21 protein-coding genes and 1 tRNA gene are annotated in these 21647 nt (G+C 35.4%); 12 read left to right on the top strand and 10 right to left on the bottom strand.

The annotated features are described in order from the left end of the window. Positions 1-10 precede the first annotated feature (10 nt). The 3 genes from A6M14_RS09150 to A6M14_RS09140 are packed head-to-tail and all read left to right on the top strand — an operon-like array spanning position 11 to position 1563. Complete coding sequence (locus A6M14_RS09150; RefSeq protein WP_152874644.1) at positions 11-418, top strand: hypothetical protein; 408 nt, start codon at positions 11-13, stop codon at positions 416-418. A 32-nt stretch (positions 419-450) separates the two neighbouring features. Next, positions 451-885 (top strand): excinuclease, encoded by a 435-nt coding sequence (locus A6M14_RS09145; protein ID WP_152874643.1) that lies wholly within the window; start codon positions 451-453, stop codon positions 883-885. Between the two features lie 21 nt (positions 886-906). Then, complete coding sequence (locus tag A6M14_RS09140) at positions 907-1563, top strand: 4'-phosphopantetheinyl transferase family protein (RefSeq protein ID WP_152874642.1); 657 nt, start codon at positions 907-909, stop codon at positions 1561-1563. 49 nt (positions 1564-1612) lie between these two features. Here A6M14_RS09140 and secF read toward each other — a convergent pair whose 3' ends face one another. From secF to queA, 7 genes are all read right to left on the bottom strand, one after another. After that, positions 1613-2584 (bottom strand): protein translocase subunit SecF, encoded by a 972-nt coding sequence (secF, locus tag A6M14_RS09135; protein ID WP_171500270.1) that lies wholly within the window; start codon positions 2582-2584, stop codon positions 1613-1615. A 7-nt stretch (positions 2585-2591) separates the two neighbouring features. Further along, on the bottom strand, positions 2592-4490 hold the full coding sequence (gene secD, locus A6M14_RS09130; RefSeq protein WP_152874640.1) for a protein translocase subunit SecD: 1899 nt from the start codon (positions 4488-4490) through the stop codon (positions 2592-2594). A gap of 54 nt (positions 4491-4544) precedes the next feature. Beyond that, positions 4545-4874: a preprotein translocase subunit YajC gene (gene yajC / locus A6M14_RS09125; RefSeq protein WP_152874639.1), complete on the bottom strand. Its 330-nt coding sequence runs from the start codon at positions 4872-4874 to the stop codon at positions 4545-4547. Positions 4875-4974: 100 nt separating this feature from the next. Further along, the gene (gene tgt, locus A6M14_RS09120; RefSeq protein WP_152874638.1) at positions 4975-6105 is read right to left on the bottom strand and encodes a tRNA guanosine(34) transglycosylase Tgt; all 1131 of its coding nucleotides are present in this window, start codon (positions 6103-6105) and stop codon (positions 4975-4977) included. 175 nt (positions 6106-6280) lie between these two features. After that, positions 6281-6847 carry a LemA family protein gene (locus A6M14_RS09115; protein ID WP_152874637.1) on the bottom strand — a complete coding sequence of 189 codons (567 nt, stop codon included), beginning with the start codon at positions 6845-6847 and terminating at the stop codon, positions 6281-6283. A 15-nt stretch (positions 6848-6862) separates the two neighbouring features. Next, positions 6863-7897, bottom strand: a complete 1035-nt coding sequence (locus A6M14_RS09110) for a hypothetical protein (protein WP_152874636.1) — start codon at positions 7895-7897, stop codon at positions 6863-6865. Between the two features lie 8 nt (positions 7898-7905). Continuing rightward, complete coding sequence (queA, locus tag A6M14_RS09105; protein WP_152874635.1) at positions 7906-8946, bottom strand: tRNA preQ1(34) S-adenosylmethionine ribosyltransferase-isomerase QueA; 1041 nt, start codon at positions 8944-8946, stop codon at positions 7906-7908. A gap of 171 nt (positions 8947-9117) precedes the next feature. On the opposite strand from queA, the gene A6M14_RS09100 reads away from it, so the two are divergent. From A6M14_RS09100 to A6M14_RS09070, 7 genes are all read left to right on the top strand, one after another. Further along, positions 9118-9204, top strand: a tRNA-Leu gene (locus A6M14_RS09100). A gap of 357 nt (positions 9205-9561) precedes the next feature. Continuing rightward, entirely contained in the window at positions 9562-10797 is a 1236-nt protein-coding gene (locus tag A6M14_RS09095) for a sensor histidine kinase (RefSeq protein WP_152874634.1), read from the top strand. A 97-nt stretch (positions 10798-10894) separates the two neighbouring features. After that, complete coding sequence (gene glnE, locus A6M14_RS09090) at positions 10895-13654, top strand: bifunctional [glutamate--ammonia ligase]-adenylyl-L-tyrosine phosphorylase/[glutamate--ammonia-ligase] adenylyltransferase (RefSeq protein ID WP_152874633.1); 2760 nt, start codon at positions 10895-10897, stop codon at positions 13652-13654. 18 nt (positions 13655-13672) lie between these two features. Further along, positions 13673-14599 (top strand): branched-chain amino acid transaminase, encoded by a 927-nt coding sequence (locus tag A6M14_RS09085; RefSeq protein ID WP_152874632.1) that lies wholly within the window; start codon positions 13673-13675, stop codon positions 14597-14599. A gap of 146 nt (positions 14600-14745) precedes the next feature. Further along, positions 14746-15516, top strand: a complete 771-nt coding sequence (locus A6M14_RS09080; RefSeq protein WP_152874631.1) for a glycosyltransferase — start codon at positions 14746-14748, stop codon at positions 15514-15516. A gap of 21 nt (positions 15517-15537) precedes the next feature. Next, positions 15538-16284, top strand: a complete 747-nt coding sequence (locus A6M14_RS09075; RefSeq protein WP_171500269.1) for a glycosyltransferase family 25 protein — start codon at positions 15538-15540, stop codon at positions 16282-16284. A gap of 14 nt (positions 16285-16298) precedes the next feature. Next, positions 16299-17096 carry a glycosyltransferase family 25 protein gene (locus A6M14_RS09070; protein WP_152874629.1) on the top strand — a complete coding sequence of 266 codons (798 nt, stop codon included), beginning with the start codon at positions 16299-16301 and terminating at the stop codon, positions 17094-17096. On the opposite strand, the gene A6M14_RS09065 is transcribed toward A6M14_RS09070, so the two are convergent. Continuing rightward, the gene (locus A6M14_RS09065) at positions 17097-17789 is read right to left on the bottom strand and encodes a glycosyltransferase (RefSeq protein WP_152874628.1); all 693 of its coding nucleotides are present in this window, start codon (positions 17787-17789) and stop codon (positions 17097-17099) included. A 28-nt stretch (positions 17790-17817) separates the two neighbouring features. Further along, positions 17818-18711: a glycosyltransferase family 2 protein gene (locus tag A6M14_RS09060; RefSeq protein WP_152874627.1), complete on the bottom strand. Its 894-nt coding sequence runs from the start codon at positions 18709-18711 to the stop codon at positions 17818-17820. An 84-nt stretch (positions 18712-18795) separates the two neighbouring features. Between A6M14_RS09060 and A6M14_RS09055 the strand changes: the two genes are divergently transcribed. Together A6M14_RS09055 and A6M14_RS09050 are read left to right on the top strand one after the other, a co-directional pair. Then, complete coding sequence (locus A6M14_RS09055; protein WP_152874626.1) at positions 18796-19707, top strand: hypothetical protein; 912 nt, start codon at positions 18796-18798, stop codon at positions 19705-19707. Positions 19708-19810: 103 nt separating this feature from the next. Continuing rightward, a complete protein-coding gene (locus A6M14_RS09050) occupies positions 19811-20596 on the top strand; it encodes a glycosyltransferase (protein ID WP_152874625.1) in 786 nt (261 codons plus the stop codon). 16 nt (positions 20597-20612) lie between these two features. On the opposite strand, the gene A6M14_RS09045 is transcribed toward A6M14_RS09050, so the two are convergent. Next, on the bottom strand, positions 20613-21488 hold the full coding sequence (locus tag A6M14_RS09045) for a lysophospholipid acyltransferase family protein (protein ID WP_152874624.1): 876 nt from the start codon (positions 21486-21488) through the stop codon (positions 20613-20615). Positions 21489-21647: the final 159 nt, after the last annotated feature.

The following is a 21647-nucleotide window of genomic DNA, read 5'->3' as shown; positions in this document are numbered from 1 at the left end:
GGGGCATACAATGAAATTAAATAAAGCCATTTTGACAATGGTTTGTGGGCTAAGTATATTGACTCTAGTTGGGTGTAGTCATGCAGTTAGAATATCTGCATATCCACAAAAGCAAATGATTGCGCGTGGAAATTTAACAGCATCAGATATTGAACAAAATATTAGAGCTGCTGTTGAACGAAATACACGAGCAGGTTGGTATGTTGAAAAGTCCGATCAAAATAAAGTGACGGCAGGTTTTACTCATGGTCGTCATTATTTACAAGTGACATATTTCATTAACGGTAGCCAAGTTTATTCACAAATTACAGATAGTCGAAACCTAAATCAAAGAGGCGATGTCATTCATAAGAATGCGATGGCTTGGAAATTAAGATTAGATAAATATGTATATGTTCAATTGGCGAAAGCACGTTGATGATTGAAAATAAAAAATTAGAGGGAAATATCATGTCTTTAAAAAATATCTATCTTGCAACAATCTTAAGTTTGGTTGGGATATCTTCAGCGCAAGCAGCAGATGAAGCACATAACTTTAACTTTAAAGAAGCGGTTGATCGAGCAGTGGCTGATGGAACTTTAGATGGTTCTGTAAAGTTCTATTTAGCAGGCACACGCTCTGGTGGTAAAGTGATTGACCGTGGCTTAGTGACAAATAAAAAGACCAATGGTTTTGCGAAATCTGCTGAAAATGCATGTGATCATGCATTGCGTTCAGCACTGATTCAATTCCAAAATACAGCAAAATCACGCGGTGCAAATGCTGTAACCAATCTTGTCAGTTATTACAAAGCGAACACGTCAAAAAGTACAACAACGTATGAATGCCATAAAGGTACAGCAATTGCGGGTGTTGCATTAAAAGGCGACATCGTAAAATTCTAAGTTGAAAGCTGAGTTGGGCAAATGAATAAACATAAATTGATCACCATTCATGTGCATTCATTGGCTCAGCTTGCTCCATTAGATAAAACCAATTTTGCAGATATTCGCTCTTATAACTATTATAAAAAAGAGCAAATTTACGTTCAGCGTAATCAATATTTATCTCATCAATTAAATACTGAAATTCAAAATGAAGATGTTATATCGACAGAGTTTGGTAAACCTTATTTAAAAAATTATCCAGAATTAAACTTTAATCATAGTCACAGCCAAAAAAATTATGCTTTGGCATTCAGCCATTCCATTCAAGATGTAGGGGTAGATGTTGAAGATTTAGATCGAAAAGTACGTTTTGAGGCATTGGCAAAGCATGCTTTTCATTCGAATGAATTAGCGATTTGGAATAGTTTAGAACAAGAAAAAGAATACTGGTTTAAGGTTTGGACAACCAAAGAAGCTGTACTTAAAGCAGCCGGTTTAGGTATTCGAATTAATTTAAATGAGTTCGATACACAAGTTCATGCTGAACAAAATGGCGGGATGTGTTATCACCCTGAAATAGGGACGTTTGCTTATCAAAATTATCAGCTTGCTCATCTTGTGTTAACGGTTGCTTGGCGATCAGAGCAGTCCTGTAAAGGTTTTAATTTACCTCAAATACACATTCATCAGCATTAAAAAAGCCCATCATGTGATGGGCTTTTTATTGAGTTCTAAAAAGAATAGATTATTGAACTTCTTCTTCATCAAACTCTGGTTTAACTTGCACAATGAAATCTTGACGGTTAATGCCACGCCATAAGGCGAATGCTGTACCAATGTAGATAGATGAATATGTACCTACAAAGACACCCACAAACATGGCAACAGAGAACCATTTTAGACCATCACCACCCATCAACATCATTGCAATAACAACAAGCAATAAGGTCATAGAAGTGTGAATGGTACGACGTAAGGTTTCAGTCAATGCAATATTGATAATTTCTAATGGTGAAGCGCCACGAATTTTGCGGAAGTTTTCACGAATACGGTCAGATACAACGATGTTATCGTTGAGAGAGAAGCCAATAATCGCAAGTAATGCCGCAAGAACAGTAAGGTCAAATGGCCACTGCATCATAGCGAAAATACCCAAAGTCACCACAATATCGTGGAACAATGAAAGTACTGCACCCATCGCAAGTTTAAATTCGAATCGAACAGTAACGTAAACCAACATCAGTAATAAAGCTAAAGCGACCGCTCCAGCAGAACGAATATAAAGCTCATTACCAACTTGACCACCTACAACATCAATTTTATGCACAACAGCAGCATTATCAGGAAGTTGTACCGCTTTGTTGATGACATTGGTTAGGTCTTCTGCGCTCATTTCTGATTGCACTGGCATACGCACCATCAAGTCACGGTTTGAACCTAGTGTTTGTACAACAGGATCACGGAAACCAGATTTTGCTAGGGCAGTAGAAACATCAGTCGCTTGTACAGGTTTAGCATAGTTCAGTTCGGCAGCAATACCGCCTGTAAAGTCTAAGCCAAGGTTTAGACCTTTGGTTGCAATAAAGAAGATACTTGCCACTGTAATGAGAATTGAGATTAATGCCATAGGCATCGCAACTTTCATAAATGGAATAATACGTTCTTCTTCAGGGCGGCCGTATTTTTTTGAATCTAGTTGAGTATTATCAGTCATCATCGATCTCCTAAATGCTCAACTTTTTCAAGTTACGTTTTTTGCCATAAATGATTTGGACAATTGCACGTGTTACTGTAATTGCAGTAAACATTGAGCAAATAATACCAATCATTAAAGTCACGGCAAATCCTTTAATTGGACCAGAGCCGATTGCAAATAGGATAAACGCAACAAGGAATGTCGTTAAGTTAGAATCGAAAATGGTGTTATATGCTCGGTCATAACCTGCCACAATGGCTTGTTTTGGCGATGCACCCCACTTCATTTCTTCTCGTATTCGCTCACAAATCAGTACGTTGGCATCGACCGCCATACCAATGGTAATCACAATACCTGCAATACCTGGTAGGGTGAGGGAAGCACCAATCCAAGACATAACCGTTAAAATCATGGCAAGGTTAAGTACAAGCGCAAAGTTTGCAATTAAACCAAATAGACGGAAGAAAACCACCATCCAAATAGCAACAAGTAAGAAACCAATTTGCGTAGAAAGAACACCTTTATCGATGTTTTCTTGACCCAAGCTTGGTCCAATAACACGTTCTTCAACGAAGTACATTGGTGCAGCTAAAGCACCTGCACGTAACATCAATGCAAGTTCGCCTGCTTCTTGAGGAGAATCTAGACCTGTAATACGGAACTGTGAACCTAATACTGCTTGAACAGTTGCAGCATTAATCACGACAGATTCTGTATATGGCGTACGTACTTCAGTTTGTGCGCCAGTTGTAGGATCTTGAACATAGCTAATTTTTTGTTTGTTCTCAATGAACAAAACAGCCATACGTTTGCCGACAGCATTACGTGTCGCATCTGACATTAACTTACCACCCGCAGAATCTAGGGTGATGTTAACTTCTGCTCCGCCTGAATCTTGGCTAAAGCCTGAAGATGCATTTTGAACACGTTCACCTGTTAAAATACGGCTACGGTTAAGCAATAATTGACGACCGCTATCCAATGATTGGAAAGCAAACGCTTCAGTACCTGGAGGTGCTTGATCTTTCAATTGACCTGTATATGGGTCGATGTGTTGATCATTTAAGTCAGATACCAAACGGAATTCTAAGTTTGCAGTACGACCTAATACACGTTTTGCTTCAGCAGTATCTTGCACACCCGGTAATTCAACCACAATACGGTTGCTACCTTGGGTTTGAACAAGTGCTTCTGCAACACCTAACTCGTTAATACGATTACGTAACGTTGTTAAGTTTTGGTTCACTGCATAAGACTGAATTTCTTGTTTACGTACATCTGTATAAGTAAGACGTAAAGTTGAACCGTCAGTCGTCGCAACAGCTTGTTGCGTATATTCATTGCCATTTCTGCGTAAGAAATCTGCAGCTGCATCGCGATCTGAATTATCTGCGAATTGAACTGTGATGACATTATTATTCAGCGAAAGGCTGTTGAACTTAATTTTATTATCACGGAATTGACGACGTAAATCAGTTGATGACGTTTCCATGCGCTGGCTGATGGCTTTATCCATATCTACTTCAAGTAAGAAATGAACACCACCACGTAAATCTAGACCTAACTTCATTGGTTTCGCACCAATTTTTTGAAGCCATTCTGGAGTTGTAGGCGCGAGGTTAAGAGCAACAACATAATTGTCACCAAGACCACGACGTAATGCATCCTTTGCTTTTAATTGTGCTTCAGATGAATCTAAACGTAACAATGCCGCGTTATTGGTGAAACTATTGTCATGGCTGGCAATTTTTTCGCTTTTTAAAATTTGCTCTGCTTTTTGTATGATGCTTTGATCAATTTGGGTACCAGCTTTGGCACCAGAAATTTGAACAGCAGGTTCATCTGGATACAAACTTGGCAGGGCATATAATGTACTAATCACAAGAACAAATAGAATTAGTAGATATTTCCATGCTGGGTAACGCATTTATTTTCTTCTTAAAATGAAAAAAGTCGTGCGAATCGCACGACTAATTTTTGATTAAAGATTATTTAATGTGCCTTCAGGAAGAACTGAAATCACGCTTGCACGTTGAATTTTCACTTCAACACCACGGCTCAATTCAATAACAGCGAAGTCGCCTTCAATCTTAAGGACTTTACCCATAAGACCACCAGCAAATACAACCTCACTTCCAACACCTAAGCTTTCAACTAACGCGCGGTGTTCTTTTGCACGTTTAGATTGAGGACGCCAGATTAAGAAGTAAAAGATTGCAACGAATACAGCAATCATACCTAAGTTAGCAATTAAGCTAGGTTGTTGTGCAGCTTCGCCCGCTGCATGAGCAGTAGAAATGAAAAGACTCATTTGATTTTCCTAAATTAAAAAACTGTAATTAACTACATGATAATAAATTAACTTGTAAGCAATTTACCTTGTCTTTTTCTTCAGCGCAAACACTGAAATATTAATCTTGCGGACAAGGTGGAACTTCTAAGCCACGACGAGCATAAAAATCTGCTACAAACTCATCAAATGTACCGTTATCTAAAGCATCACGCATTGCTTCTGTAAGGCGCAAATAATAACGTAAGTTATGAATCGTCCCTAACATAGAGGCAAGCATTTCACCGCATTTTTCTAAATGGAATAAATACGAACGAGTGAAGTTGGTGCATGTGTAGCAATCGCAATGTGCATCAAGCGGGCTTTGATCATGACGATATTTCGCATTACGAATACGAACCAAACCATCAGTCACAAAATAATGACCATTACGGGCATTACGCGTTGGCATTACGCAGTCGAACATGTCGACACCACGACGCACAGCTTCTACGATATCTTCAGGTTTTCCTACACCCATTAAGTAACGAGGCTTATCTGCTGGCATTTGCTCAGGAAGATAATCCAATACTTTAATCATTTCTTCTTTAGGTTCGCCTACTGAAAGACCACCAATTGCATAGCCATCAAAGTCGATGTCGAGCAAACCTTTAAGTGATTCTTCACGAAGATCTTCGTACATACCACCTTGAATAATACCAAATAGGGCATTACGGTTTTTCAGTACATCGTGATGTTGAGTTTTACAACGCTTTGCCCAACGTAAAGAAAGTTGCAAAGATTTTTGCGCTTCTTCACGAGTTGCAGGATAAGGCGTACATTCATCAAAAATCATTACAATGTCAGAATTCAATGTATGTTGAATATCCATTGAAATTTCTGGTGAAAGGAAAACTTTTGAACCATCAATAGGAGAGCGGAACGTTACGCCATCTTCTTTAATTTTACGCATAGCGCCAAGACTAAACACTTGGAAGCCGCCTGAATCCGTAAGAATAGGTTTATTCCATTTCATGAAACCGTGTAAGCCGCCGTGTTCACGGATTACATCTAAACCAGGGCGTAAATATAAGTGAAAGGTATTGCCAAGAATAACTTGAGATTTAATTTCCTCAATATCTCGTGGGAGCATACCTTTTACGGTACCGTAAGTTCCAACAGGCATAAACATTGGTGTTTCAACAACACCATGCTCTAGGGTCAAACGACCACGTCGAGCGCGGCCCGACTGCCCTAATTTTTCAAACTTCATAAAATGTCCAAATCATGGCGAAAAAACAGTTCGCTGATTAAATGTGCTAAAAGTCCAATATTTTCCTAGATTCTTGTATGAAACGCTAGCTTTATCGAGTTTTAACTCTGTAATTTTTGTTTATGAAAATCTAAAGTTACTGTCATAAACCATTTATTGAAATAAATGTGGCTTGTTAAAAATTTGGACGATAATCGAAACTTTGAGAAGCTTGATTATCTCTAAATGGGCGAAGCTTCTTTTTCCCAAGTGTTGCAGTGTTAATAATATTGTTTGGGAAAATTTGAATATGATTATTGAACAGCTCAACATTTCTATTGAAGATGGTAATAGCAGCAGAAACATTGTCATTTTGTTCTTCAATTTCACTCATCATTTTTAGATAAAGTTCATTGGCTTTTAATTCAGGATAATTTTCGACAACAACATTTAAGTTACGCATTAATTCTTTACTTAAGCTTTCAACACGTTGTAATTGAGAGACATCACTTGTATTTAAGTTGAGGTTCAAAATGTTTTGACGTAATTCAGTTACTTTTTCTAAAGTGCCTTTTTCAAAGCTAGAATATTGTTCAACTAGAGGTGCTAAATCATCTAATACTTTTATTTTTTGACGTTCGTATGTTGCTACATCTGACCAAGCCCGAATTGAAGCATTATGATGTCTTACAATATTATTTCTAATCATAATAATAGCTACAGTTATTGTAATTAGAACCAATAAAACAATAATCATCCCCATAATATATTCCTTGTTTTAATCTTTAGTTAAGAAGAGCATTAAATCACGTTGTAGTTGCTCTAAATGCGGTAATTTAAATGTACGTAAATGACCACGTAAAGCAGAGATATCTTCAACAGTTTTATCATTTTTAGAAATTTGGAATAGATTTTTCGCGCCCATAAAACACATTACATTTTTATCTGGGTGAAAGAGCAATTCGCCATTTTGATGATTAAAAAAGTTAGCAAGCTTTAGCGTAAGCACAGGCGTTAGTGTTTTTGCTAAATGCATGTCGCTTGTGCCAAAGAAATCGATTTTTCTATTTGCTGCAATATAGTTACTTTGCCATTCATGCAAATAAGGATAGTTAAATTTTTTAGAGATAGATGTGACTGCTAATCCCTGAATATCGATATTAAAAATGAAAGCACCCCAAAGCCTTTTTTCAATTTCAGTTGTTTTTAGAGTCACACCATGTTGTTGTTTTTCTATAGCTTCGGTTACGTAACTATATGAAAAAATGAGAACAGAGCGCTCAATACCTTGATGATCAATCCAAGTTGTTGAGGCATAGGAATCTATATTATTCGAATGATAGCCACGGTTAAAAATAGGGAAAAGATTTTTTAAATATACTGTAAATAAATGAGCATTAATTGTATGCCCAAGATATGGAGGCGGTCTGTTAAATTCGAGCTGATATTTTTTTGCAATTATGGTTTTTTCTAAATATGAAGTGACGCTTTGAATCTCTTCGTTATCTTCATAGGTAATATATGACCAAAAAATTGCCGAACATCCTGCAAATAAACAAAACTGTGCCCATATGTTTGAGGGTGATATAAAAATGGCAAGAGATAATATTGCGCCTAAAATACCTAATAAGAGGGGCAGTTTATTATCAAACTTTAATGTGTGATTTGCATTCCAAGGGTGTAAGCCATCAAGTATGTCTTGATGGCTACGTGCTTGACGACCTAATTCTTTAAGCCTATCAATATTGTTAAAAACAACCGCATTCTTTTTTCTGCGAATGTGGATTGAGTGTCTAACACTATCTATAGGCATAATTAGAACTACTTCGTTGCTGTGGAATCAACTAGCATGGCATCGCCATAACTAAAGAAACGGTATTTTTCTGCCACAGCATGATGATATGCCTTCAAAATGTTTTCTTGCGTTGAAAGTGCAGAAACCAACATTAATAAGGTAGATTCTGGTAAATGGAAGTTTGTAATTAAACGATCAACTACTTTAAATTCATAACCTGGGTAAATGAAGATTTGAGTATCGCCAGTCCAACCTTTTAACTCACCGCCATTTGCTTGAGCCGCACTTTCTGTTGCACGAGTTGCTGTTGTACCTACAGCAATCACTTTATTACCGCGAGCTTTGGTTTCTTTAATAAGTTGCATTGATGTATCTGATACATCACACCATTCGCTATGCATAATATGGTTTTCAATGTCATTAGTACGAACAGGTAAGAACGTGCCTGCACCTACATGCAAAGTCACAAATGTTTTATTAATGCCTTTTGCTTCAAGTTGACTTAAAAGCTCTTCATCGAAGTGTAGGCTTGCTGTTGGTGCTGCAACACTTGCAAGTTTTGTAGGATCATTAAAAACAGTTTGATAGCGTGCTGTATCAATGTCTTCAGCTTCACGATTAAAATATGGTGGAATTGGAAGTTTTCCGTATTTATCGAGCACATCTAAAATAGGTTGAGAAAATTCAACAATAAATAGATTTTCGTGACGACCTGTTACAGTCACTTTAACTTCATCTACACCAATAAATAATTCTGCACCTGCTTTAGGTGAATTACTTGCTTTAATGTGGCAATGTGCAACAAAAGGTGTTTGCATGCGTTCGACTAAAACTTCAACTGCACCGCCACTTGCTCGTTTACCTTTTAAGCGTGCTTTCATTACTTTTGTGTCATTAAGAACTAGCAAATCACCAGGCTCTAGTAAATCTAGAATATTGGTAAAATGTAGGTCGTGATGTTGACCTTGTGCATCTAAGTGCAAAAGACGAGAAGCACTACGAGTTTCAAGTGGATAGCGAGCAATAAGCTCATCTGGGAGATCGAAATTAAAGTCGGAAAGTTGCATGATTAATTAGAGCAAACACATATATTAAAACTGTGCTTAGTATATGCTTTTTTAAGTTTTATAGATGATATTGAGTGATTATAAGTCAAAAAAAATAAGACTGATTTAAAAATATACAATTGTTTTAAACTTGCGTTGACAAGTTTTTGAAACGGAGTAATATAGCCGCATCCCGAGGTGGTGAAATTGGTAGACGCGGTGGATTCAAAATCCACTATCAGAGATGATGTGTCGGTTCGAGTCCGACCCTCGGGACCATCTACCTAAAAAGGCTCTAAGCACATTAAGACTTAGAGCCTTTTTTTATTGTCTGAAATAAGTGGTTTTGAAGATTAAAGATTGATAAATTATTCATTTGGTGTGTTATTTTAAGCGAAACTATTCATTCAAACTTTCTTATAGTTTTCACAAACTAAAATTTATATAAGCGTTAATCAAAATGATTATTTTGATAATTAAATAAAATTACAAATCTAGTTTATTTAACTGTGCTTTACTCTTCATTTTTATGGTTATCTTCTCATTTGTCTTGTTAAATGTGTAATATTTTGTTATTTTTTATTCGTGAATATCGTAGCAGTGATTCGGACATCCATAAGAGACTGTAGGGCCTGTATGAAATTAGAATTACTAGAAATAGGCGAAAAAACTGAACAGCTTGGCGCATGTCGTTTGTCTCTGCTTTTGGGTATTTTATCTGAAGAAAATCAAATTGTTAAATTTTTGAAATTTGCATGCGGTATGCTGCAAATGGATTTTGGGATTTTAGTTTTTAAATATGAGCCTTATGGTTGGCTTGAATCTGATGGTAAATGCCATGCATTTTTGGCGCAACCACATGAAGAGTATGAGCACTTTTTTTTAGATCAAGCCTATATAGATGAAAATCATCCTAATTATAAAGAAGTTTCAGAATATATTTTAGTGCGTGGTGTAGAGCATAAACGCTTTGTAACCATGAGTTTAAAGTACGAAGGGCGATCTATTGGTCATGTGGTTTTATATGATGAGCGTTCAGATATTATTGAAAATAAACAATTAGAAATAGTTTTAGAGTTTGTACAAAGTTTAGTGAATATTATTAAGTTACGCCTTGAAAATGCAGAGCTTAAAGAAATGTGTGAGCAACAATCTGCATTAAATGCGAGTAAAACGAAATTTTTCCAAATTATTGCACATGATTTAAGAGCACCATTTCATGGTCTAATGGGCTTTGCAGATGTATTGGCGCATGAGCGAAATACTTTAGATGAAAACGGTGTTCAAGATATTTCTGAATATTTATTGGAAACGTCACAGTCTACTTACAACTTATTAGAAAATTTATTGCAGTGGGCAATGGCAGAAGGTGGGCGTTTTGTTTATCACCCAATTTGTTTCGATTTAACACAATTAACAACCATTGTTCAAAATGTTCTTGCAAGTTTAGCTGCTAAGAAAAATATTGAAATTATTAGTCAAGTATCGCCACACTTAAAAGTGTATGCAGATATCAATATGATCACATCAGTTATTCAAAACTTGGTATCTAACGCATTAAAATTCACGTATACCGATGGCAATGGCAAAGTCATTATGAGTGCTGATGAAGATGAACAATATGTTCATATTTATGTTCAAGATACGGGGCTGGGTATGAATGAAAAGCAAATGCAGAATATATTTGACCCTAATTTCACAGTGAGTATTCGTGGAACTTCAGGTGAAAAAGGCACGGGTTTAGGATTGGTATTATGCAAGCGCTTTGTCGATTTAAATCATGGAGCAATTTCTGTGTCTTCAAAAGAGGGTGTAGGAACAACATTTAAAGTATCTTTGCCTAAAAATAAAAAATCTGCTTTGGCGGCATAAAGCTCAAAGAATAAAAATAAATATTCAACCAATTATTTTCCCAATTTGCTTCGAGTACTGCTATAAATAATAAAAATATAAGGCTTCAGGTTTGGGAATGAACTCGGAACAACTGCATAAAACATTACGCGCAAGTCAATATGCTGAACTCGTTTTAGAAAAGCATAAAGAATTAATAGAAAATGATTATGCTTTTGATGCATTTTTCAAGCCTTTAAGTCGCACGCAAATTGCCAATATTGTCGATGAATCTTTAAATGAAATAACAGATGAAAATCAGTGGATGCGCGTAATTCGTATTTTACGCGCACGTCTTATGTTTCGCTGGATTTGGCAAGATGCAAACCAACTAACCAATGTTAAACAACTGACTCAAGAACTGTCAGACTTTGCAGATTTAGCTGTTTGTGCTGCTAAAAATTATGCTCGAACAGCATTGATTGCTAAACATGGCGAACCAATTGGTTATGGTGGGAAAGTTCAAGACCTTATTGTAATTGCGATGGGGAAACATGGTGCTCAAGAACTTAACTTATCAAGTGATATTGATTTGATATTTGCCTTTGATGAGCAAGGCGAAACCAATGGTCGTAAATGTATTGATGTTCAGCAATTTTGTATTTTGTGGGGGCAAAAATTAATTTATTTGCTCGATCACATTACCGCAGATGGATTTGTATTCCGTGTTGATATGCGCTTACGCCCTTGGGGCGATGGCTCTGCACTTGCAATTAGTCATGTCGCTTTAGAAAAATATTTGAGCCAACATGGTCGTGAATGGGAGCGCTATGCGTGGATTAAAGCACGTATTGTGACAGGTGGTGAAGATGGCGATGATTTGCTTGCCATGACACGTCCGTTCGTGTTCCGCAAGTATGTCGATTACACAGCTTTTGAAGCCATGCGCGAAATGAAAGCGATGATTGAACGCGAAGTTCAGCGTCGTAATATTGAAGATGATATTAAGCTTGGTGCAGGCGGAATTCGCGAAGTTGAATTTATTGTTCAGGTTTTTCAGCTTATTTATGGTGGATCGAAACTAGAACTGCAAGATCGTCAATGTTTAGTGAGTCTGCATCATTTAGGTGAGGTTGGTTTACTTGATGAGCAAGCTGTTGCAGAGCTTGAAGATGCTTATTTATTTTTGCGCCGTGTAGAACATGCGATTCAAGCTTTAAACGATCAACAAACACAATCTTTACCAACAGAGCCTGATCAACGTGCCCGAATGATTGAAACCTTAGGTTATTCATCTTGGGAAGATTTTCTTCATGTCTTAAATTCAAAGCGTTCAAAAGTCATTTATCAATTTGAGCACTTAATTAAAGAAAAAGAAGTAGATCCTTTAGTTGAAAGCTTTGCTCAAATTGAAAAACAATTAGATGAAGTTTTAGATGAAAATGCCAAGAATTTAGTCTATGAATTTTGGCATGGGCATGCTTTGAAAAAACTTCCTGCAAAAGCTGTTCAGCGCTTAAAAATGTTTTGGCCTCACTTAATTGAAGCTATTTTACAATCCGATAAACCGCAAATGGCTTTGGTTCGCTTAATGCCTTTGGTTGAATCTGTAATGCGTCGAACAGTTTATTTGGTCATGCTCATTGAAAGTAAAGGTGCGCTACAGCGTCTAGTTAAAATGGCAACAGTAAGTCCTTGGATTTGTGAGGAACTAACACATTATCCTGTGCTTCTTGATGAATTTTTATCGATGGATTTTGAATTACCAAAACGTAAAGACTTGGAAGATTCTTTGCGTCAGCAATTACTACGTATTGAAATTGATCAGGTTGAAGATCAAATGCGAGTACTGCGTTTATTTAAAAAGTCGAATGTGCTGACAGTGGCTGCAAGTGATGTACTTGCTGAAAGTCCGCTTATGAAAGTATCAGATGCATTAACTGATATTGCAGAAGTTTCTGTTAATGCAACATTGCATTTGGCTTATCAAATTACTGCGAAAAAACATGGTTATCCATTATGTTTAGATGGACAACGTTGTTCTTTAGATCATCTTGCATTTGCTGTGATTGGTTATGGAAAAGTAGGCGGAATTGAACTTGGTTATGGTTCAGATTTAGATTTAGTCTTTATTCATTATATGGATGAACAAGCAGATACAGATGGTCAAAAGCAAATTAGTGGCTTTGAATTTGCGATGCGAGTTGCACAGAAGTTTGTTTCACTCATGACAACACAAACTTTGGATGGGCGTGTTTATGAGGTCGATACTCGTTTACGTCCTTCGGGTGAAGCAGGCTTGTTGGTTACAAGTCTAAAAGCATTTGAACAATATCAAAATAAAAGTGCTTGGGTGTGGGAGCATCAGGCATTGGTACGCGCAAGATCAATTGCAGGCGAACAAAGTTTAAGAGAAAAATTTGAGATATTACGCTGTGATATTTTGACACGCGAGCGAAATGAAGAAAATGTGCGTGCTGAAGTTTTAAAAATGCGTGAAAAAATGAAAGACCATCTTGGATCATCTAAAGAGCAAAAAAAAGATGGAATTTTTCATTTAAAACAGGATGCAGGTGGTATCGTTGATATTGAATTTATGGCACAGTATGCTGTATTGGCATGGAGTGGGTCGAATCCAGATCTCGCCCATTACTCCGACAACGTACGAATCCTTGAGGATGCCGCAAAAACAAGTTACTTATCCAGTGACGATGCGACAGCATTGATTCAAGCTTATCTAAGTGAACGCGCCGAGAGTCACCGTTTAGCCCTTGCAAATCAATCCATGCAAGTGAATGCTGCGGACTGGCTTGATACCCGAAAGGTCGTTTGCAAATTGTGGCAAAGATTAATTGATCCAACTGCAAATATAGCGTTGGATAAAAATGACTGTGTATAAAAATTTGGAGTGTGTTTCATGAATTTGGCTGATCGTGATGGTTTTATTTGGCAAGATGGACAATTAGTAGATTGGCGTGAGGCGAAAACTCACGTATTAACACATACTTTGCATTACAGCATGGGTGTGTTTGAAGGTGTCCGTGCTTATGAAACCCCGAATGGAACGGCTATTTTCCGTTTAAAAGAACACACTAAGCGTTTATTAAATTCTGCAAAAATTTATCAAATGAAAGTTCCATTTGATCAAGCGGCATTAGAACAAGCGCAAATCGACGTTGTTCGTGAAAATAAATTAGCATCTTGCTACTTACGTCCAATTATTTTTATTGGTTCGGAAAAGCTAGGTATTGCTGCAACAGATAACACAATTCACTCTGTTGTTGCTGCTTGGAGCTGGGGTGCTTACCTTGGTGAAGAAGCAATGGCGAAGGGTATTCGTGTTAAAACTTCATCATTTACACACCATCATCCTAACGTGACAATGTGTAAAGCAAAAGCATCTGGTAACTACACATTATCTATTCTTGCGCATCAAGAAGTTGCTCATTCAGGTTACGATGAAGCAATGCTTTTAGATCCACAAGGTTATGTGTGCCAAGGTTCTGGTGAAAACGTATTTATGGTACGTGATGGTGTGATTCATACACCAGATGTTGCTGGTGGTGCATTAGACGGTATTACACGTCAAACTATTATCACAATTGCAAAAGATCTTGGTTATGATGTTGTAGAGCGCCGTATTACTCGTGATGAGTTCTACATTGCCGATGAAGCATTCTTTACAGGTACTGCTGCAGAAGTAACACCTATTCGTGAATATGACGACCGTCAAATTGGCGAAGGTGTACGTGGTCCAATCACAACACAAATTCAAAAAGCTTATTTTGATGCTGTTCAAGGCAAAGACCCTAAATATGCCCACTGGTTAACTTACGTAAAATAAGTTTAAACAGAATAAAAAAGGACTCGGAAGAGTCCTTTTTTATTCTAGAAAATTTGATAGGTAATCTGGTTTTCTTATTTCAAAAATAAAAACGCGAAAAGACTGTGATATGATGTTTAGCACTAGATAGGTGGATGTTTATAAGCATGTCTTTACATGAAAATGATGATGTTATAAGTACAACAGAACAACAAGATCAAAATATTGTGTTGTGCATGAAGTGGGGAACTAAATATGGTTCTGAATACGTCAATCGTTTGTACAACATGGTAAAGCGTCACACGACTGTTGACTTTAAAATGGTCTGTTTGACGGATAGAACAGAAGGAATTAATCCTGAAGTTCAATGCTTCCCAATTCCACCACTTGCATTACCTGAAGGCAGTCCTGAACGTGGTTGGAATAAACTTTCTACATTTGAGCCGGATTTGTATGGTTTAAAAGGGAATGCATTATTCCTCGATTTAGATGTTGTGATTGTAGACAATATGGATGAGTTTTTCACTTATCCCGGTGATTTTTTAATTATCCACGATTGGAAACGTCCTTGGCGTATTACAGGTAATAGTTCTGTTTATCGTTTTAAGTTGGGTGCTTTCCCGGGGTTACTTCCGTATTTTCGTGAAAATTTCGATGAAATACGCGAGAAATTCCGCAATGAACAAGCTTATTTATCTTGGTATGTAGATAAAGAGGGTAAGCAAACGTATTGGCCTGATAGTTGGTGTAAAAGTTACAAATATCACTGCTTACAAAAAATTCCAATGGCGTTTTTTAAGCCACCTGTAAAACCAGAAGGTGTAAAGGTTATTGTATTTCATGGTGAAATTAATCCACCTGATGCAATTAATGGCGGTGGTGGTAAATGGTATCGTTACGTGCTGCCTTCGCAGTGGATTAAAGATGCTTGGCAATAATTGGTCTAAATGGAATTAAAAATGAAACTAGGTGTTTATTTAATTAATTTAGACTCAAGTACTGATCGTTTAGCGCAAGCATCAGCCGAGTTAAAAAAGCATAATATTGAGTTTGAACGTATTTCAGCTGTTGATGGCCGTAAGTTAGATGTTAAAACGTATGAATCTTATAATAGTTCACAAGCGAATGCGCTTATGGGCCGTGATTTATTAGGTGCTGAAATCGGGTGCTATTTAAGCCATAAACGATGTGTATCTGAGTTTTTAGCTTCTGATTATGACTTTGTCATTGTTGTTGAAGATGATCTTGAAGTGATTTCTGATTTAGTTGCGACAGTTAAGAAGACAGTACAATGGCTAGAGCAAAATCAAAAAGGTTGGTACCTCATTAATATTGGTAGTACTAAGCGCAAGTTAAGCAAACAGATGCATCAAATTGAGCAACATCAGCTTTTAAAAGCCTATTACTTCCCTGTATTAACTTTAGGGTTGGTTTGGTCGCGAGAGGGTGCTCAAGCATTTCAGCATGATTTGATTCAAATTAATGCGCCTATTGATGTTGCTTTACAAAGTTGGTTAACAGATTTAAGTAAAGGATATTCAATTTATCCTCCATTAGTTCAACCAAATGGTGCTGAAAGTGATATTGATGCTGTTAAAGTAAATTCAACAGCAGTTAGACAGCGTGTAGGTAAGCGTTGGCCACGTCAAAAAAGAATGTGGGGTAATAAATTGAAAGCTTTAAAAAATAAAATTTGTTCGACTTAAAGATTGAATAAAAGATGAAAGTTTTATTAATTAATTTAGATCAATCAAAAGATCGTTTAGCTCAACAACAAGCTCAATTTAAAGATTTAGGTTTGGAGTTCGAGCGTTTACCAGCTATATCAATTAATGATTTTTCAGAGGAGGAATATAAGCGTATAGCCTTTGGTGGTCAGCGTCCTTTGAAACAGTCTGAACTAGCTTGCTTCTTAAGCCATAAAAAAGCATGGGATTATATTGTTGAGCATAATGAACCTTGTGTTGTTTTAGAAGATGATGCAATTTTAGTTAAAGATTTCAAAAATATTTTAAATGATTTAATGCAACTCAAAGAATTAGATTATGTGAATTTAGAAGTACATGGTCGAAAGAAAACAGTTGCAAAAAAATCGACATATTCTCTGGCTAATAATAACTACAACCTTCTTGAAATTTATATCGATCGAAGTGGGACGGGAGGGTATGTGTTATATCCGACTGGAGCTAAAATTTTATTAGATTTTATGGGTAAACGTGCCATTGGCTTATCTGATGAGTTTATTCATAGTTGTTATGAATTAAAAGCTTATCAAATTGAACCTGCAGCATTATTACAAAGTGACAAGTGCCCTGAATATAAAGTCCCATGTAAATATATTCATGAGTCTGTGATTGCACAAGTAAAGAATAAATTGAATTTTGATTTAACTACAAATGAGAAATCACAATTCAAAATGAGGAGAATAAAGACCCAAATTAATTTAGGTCTTCGTCAATTGCAATACTTAGGATTTGGAGTGAAGAGAGAAATTTTGGTTGATCCGAATAAATTTTAATTAACCGAAAATTTTACCTTTCCATTTTGCAAACCAAGATTTTTTCGAAGCATTTGCAACGCTATCATCTTCCCCAATATGGTGGCAAATACCATTTTCAAGAAATAGGACGTAACGTTGTTGTGCGCGAAGCCAACGTGAAACGTGCCGTTCTTTTTTAAACTCGCTAAAGCCCTTTGGCATGCTTTTCCATAATTCAATAGAGGCAAGATGTGGATTGAAAGTAAAGCCATGCCATTGATCATGCATGCTATCAAATCTTGCTAAGTTCAGTGGTGAAGACTTAATAAATTGAATTTTTGATTTTTGCTCTTCTGAAAAGGGAAAATCAGTCCATTTGCGAAAGCATACTTGTGTTGCTTTAGGATTTTCTTTAAGTATTTCAAAATATTTTTCAAATTCGATAGATTGGTCAAATAGCCAGTCATCTTCACAGTGAAATATGTATTCTGTTTGAACTTTTGAGTACATTTCATCTACTGCTTTATGATGACCAACTTGATTGGGGAGGGTGATGAGTAATCCATCAGGGCAAAGTTCTTTAAAAACTTGATTGGTTTCTTCATCACGAAAATCATTTATTGCAATAATTTGCTTAAATTGAGCTTTTGAAAGCAAACTATTTAATGTTTGACGAAGTAATTCTGGTCGTTTGCCAATAGTTAAGCAAAGCGTAATATCGTAAGCTTTCAAGTGATTTCCCAATAGAATAATGATTCAATTATAATTTAAAGTATAACCATTCCACAGATTCGTTCAAAGTTCTGTTTGTTACATCTTTCATTGCAGACCATTGAGCGTATTGGAATTTATGACGTTTTGTTGGTAGTAATACTTTAAGAATTTTATATAAAGCGGATTTCCAAATTGATTTCTTGTTAAGTTTTTCAATTAGTTGATCAAATTGATCCTTTGAAAAATGTTTGTAGGCGAATAAAATTTGAGAGCGATACCAACGATAAAAGAAATCATAGTTTTGATAAGGCTCGCTAGAACCACCTTTGTGATACATTTTTAAATCATTAACTTTTATAAGTTTTAAGCCAAGTTTTTTTACGCGTAAGCATAAATCTTCATCTTCACAGTACATGAAAAAATCAGGGTCAAAGCCTTGAATTTTTTTCATAGTATCTGTGCGGATTAGCAATAGTGCTCCACTAAACCAAGCTATTTTATCTGTAAAACCAAATGTCTCGTGGAATTCGAAATCGTAAAATTCAGATTTATCTTCTTGGTCATCATTTATAAGCTGGGTTGTAATAAGACCGTAATCTTTGTTTGATTTAGTATGTTGTAGTAGAGATTCTAGATAATCATTTTGCATCATTCTTAGGTCAGGGTTTGCGATGAGCAAATGTTGACCTTGTGCATTTTTTGCAGCTAGGTTCATGGCACAACCAAAGCCAATGTTGTTTTCGGATTGAACTAAATTAATATTCAGTGACTTTTTTAATCCTGAGTCGTTAATAGTTTTTTCTAAGATATTATTTTGTACATTATTAACAATGACAATTTCATAGATACTTGGATCAAGTGTCTGTTGATGTAAATCATTTAAAAAATTTAAGATAAATTTTTCGGTATTGTAATTAACAATAAGAATAGAAAGTTTCATTGGTTGAAAAATCAAACTGTACATTAGCTAAGTATTATATTAGGGTTACAAATAGTTAGATAGCAAAATTCAAGATTAGAAGAAATGAACATTAATTTATATCAAATCCAATATGATGAAAACACTGCTGCAAAAGATGCTTCAGGTTTATTAACTTTTGATTGTCGGGAAAATCCTGAGTTTTTAAAACGTGAAACTGCACATTTAATACGCTTTTATGATGAGCTTATTGTTCATGCAAATAATGATGATTATTTTGGTTTATTTTCACCAAAGTTTGAGCAGAAAGTAGGGTTGAAAATTCACCAGGTAAAAGACTTTATTAGCGATAATCAAGGGTATGATGTTTACTTATTTAACCCATTTCCTATGTTGGTTTATAAGTATATGAATATGTGGGAGCAGTCGGAGCTTAATCATCCTGGTATATTGAATATAGTAGATGAATTGTTTGAAAAATCTGGTATAGATTTTAAAGCAAGTTCTTTATCTCGCCAAACTGAGAGTCAGGTAGTCTATTGTAATTATTGGGTTGGAAAAAAAGAATTTATAGATAATTTTATATGCTTTCTTAAGAGGCTAGAGAAAACAATTGACGAAAATGAAAATTTGAAAACTAAAATTTTTAATGATGCTCAATATGATTTATCGGAGGCCTGTTTTTATCCATTTGTTTTTGAAAGGCTTTTATCTGTTTATCTGTGTTTGAATCCAACATATAAAGCAATTTCATATAAATATAATCGTAATGACTTTGTTGTTAACCACTTAAATAAAATAGAAAAAAAGTTTTATTTAAGTGATGTGAAACATGATTTTGATGTATGGGAATGTCAAAACTTTGAAAAAATAGATGAGGTTGAGATAAGAATAAATATTTTAAAAAACTTTTTACGTCCAAAATATGGAATTGGTTTGATTGAATCTATTATGCGAAAGATAAATATGTTCCGTTTTAATTCATTGAGAAAGAAAATTTTATCTGTTATTAAATGAGTTATCTAATATTTAGGAATTAAATCATTAGATAATTAATATATTTTAATGATTTAATAAAGATGAAGTTGAAATTTATAAATACGATACATGGGATTACTAGGTGACACCACATTACTCTAAACTTGACTCTACTTGTACTTTTATAAAAAAGTATAGTTTCTGTACCTTAGTTACTAATTTTGAAGAATATTTGGAAATGATACAAAGTGCAAAATTAGCTGGTTTTGATCGGGAGGATGTGGAGTATTTTTATATTGATAATATAGGCCAAAATTCCGAAGATGGGTTTAGTGGAATAAATCAAGCTTTTAAAAATGTTCGTGGTAAATATTTAATTTTTTGTCATCAGGATATTGTATTTAAATTCGATAATATCGACAAATTGGATGAGTGTATAGCTGAGCTGGAGCTACAAGATCCTAATTGGGCAGTAATTGGAAATGCTGGAAAAAAAGAAAATGGAGAAATAATTTTAAGAATTACTGATCCTCATGGTTATAATTCAAAAATTGGAAATTTTCCAGAAGAAGTAGTTAGTCTTGATGAAAATTTTTTAGTTTTAAATAGATCTGTGAGTCTATCCACAAGCTTTGGTTTGGAAGGATTCCATCTATATGGATTAGATATTTGTAGAAATGCAAATTATTTGGGATATAAAAATTATGTAATTGATTTCCATTTACTACATAAAAGTGGTGGGAAAATTGATCATAGTTTTATAAAAGCTCAACATGCATATTCTGTATTGGAACATAAAAGAAAAAATAGAAACTTTTATACAACGACGTGTACTAATTTCTATGTAAGTAGTAGTTCTATATTAAATTGCATACTCAAAGTTAAATTTTTATTTAAAATTTACAAGCGCTTTAAAGGTCTTAGATAAAAATATACGGTCCTAACTATAAAGTGTACAGTTTTTCAGTTTCTTTTGAGCCTCTAAAGCGTTTATATCCCCACATATAGTGTTCAGGGAATTGATTAACTAGGTTTTCTACTACTTTATTCATAGTGGCGGTTGAAGTGTATGCATCTGGGTCATAAAGTTTTGGGTATTGTAAGCCTGCATCATTAATATAGATGTTGTATCCATCATCACTTTGCGAACGTATACATACCATTGAAATCAATCGGCACTTAGTTTTTTGAGCTAATTTAGGGGCTAGTGTACTTGTAAGTGTATTAATTCCAAAAAATGGAGCAACAATCCCCCCGGAAGGATCGGGAACATGATCGGGGAGGATAACGCTGAATCCCCCTTGTTTTAAATTTTTAAATAAAGCTTTAACCCCAGAAGCATCTGTTGGTACCATAGTGGTATTGAGCCGCTCTCTAGAGGAGAGTACAAAATTTTCAATGGTCTTATTTTTAATGGGTTTGTACATAATGGTTGGTGTGCCATATTGATGTACCCACGGGTTCATGATTTCCCAATTTCCTAAATGTGGAGTAATAATCAAAGCACCTGTAGGGTCCGCCAAAGCATCTTTAAGAATATCTAGACCGCGGACCTTTTTAATTTGTTTAATATTCCAATCTGTTGGCATTGCCCAACACTTCAAAGATTCTGCATAGTTTATACATTGGTTGATCACGCTTTTCTTCGCTAAAATTTCGAGTTCTTCATCAGATAAATGAGGGTAGCAAATAGAAAGATTAATACGTGTTTTCCACAGCATACCGCTTGTTTTTTTAGTGTTTACAAGCTTTGCAATTATTTTTGCTATTGTTTTTATTGTATTTTCAGGAGTGTAGCGAAAAATAGAAAGAATGTTCATGGAATTAGTAAAAGTAAATTTGGAATGATGATAACTTAAAATTGTGAAGAGATACTATTTACCATACTGATTATTTGTTCTTTTAGTAATATTTTTTTGTGAAATTGCATTTTTATAAATGGATTATTTGTTATTATTCATTAGACTTCCGTCATAAAT

The organism is Acinetobacter portensis, assembly GCF_009372215.1.
In the GTDB taxonomy this organism is placed as follows: Bacteria; Pseudomonadota; Gammaproteobacteria; order Pseudomonadales; family Moraxellaceae; genus Acinetobacter; species Acinetobacter portensis.
This window is presented reverse-complemented; position numbering and strand designations above follow the sequence as displayed.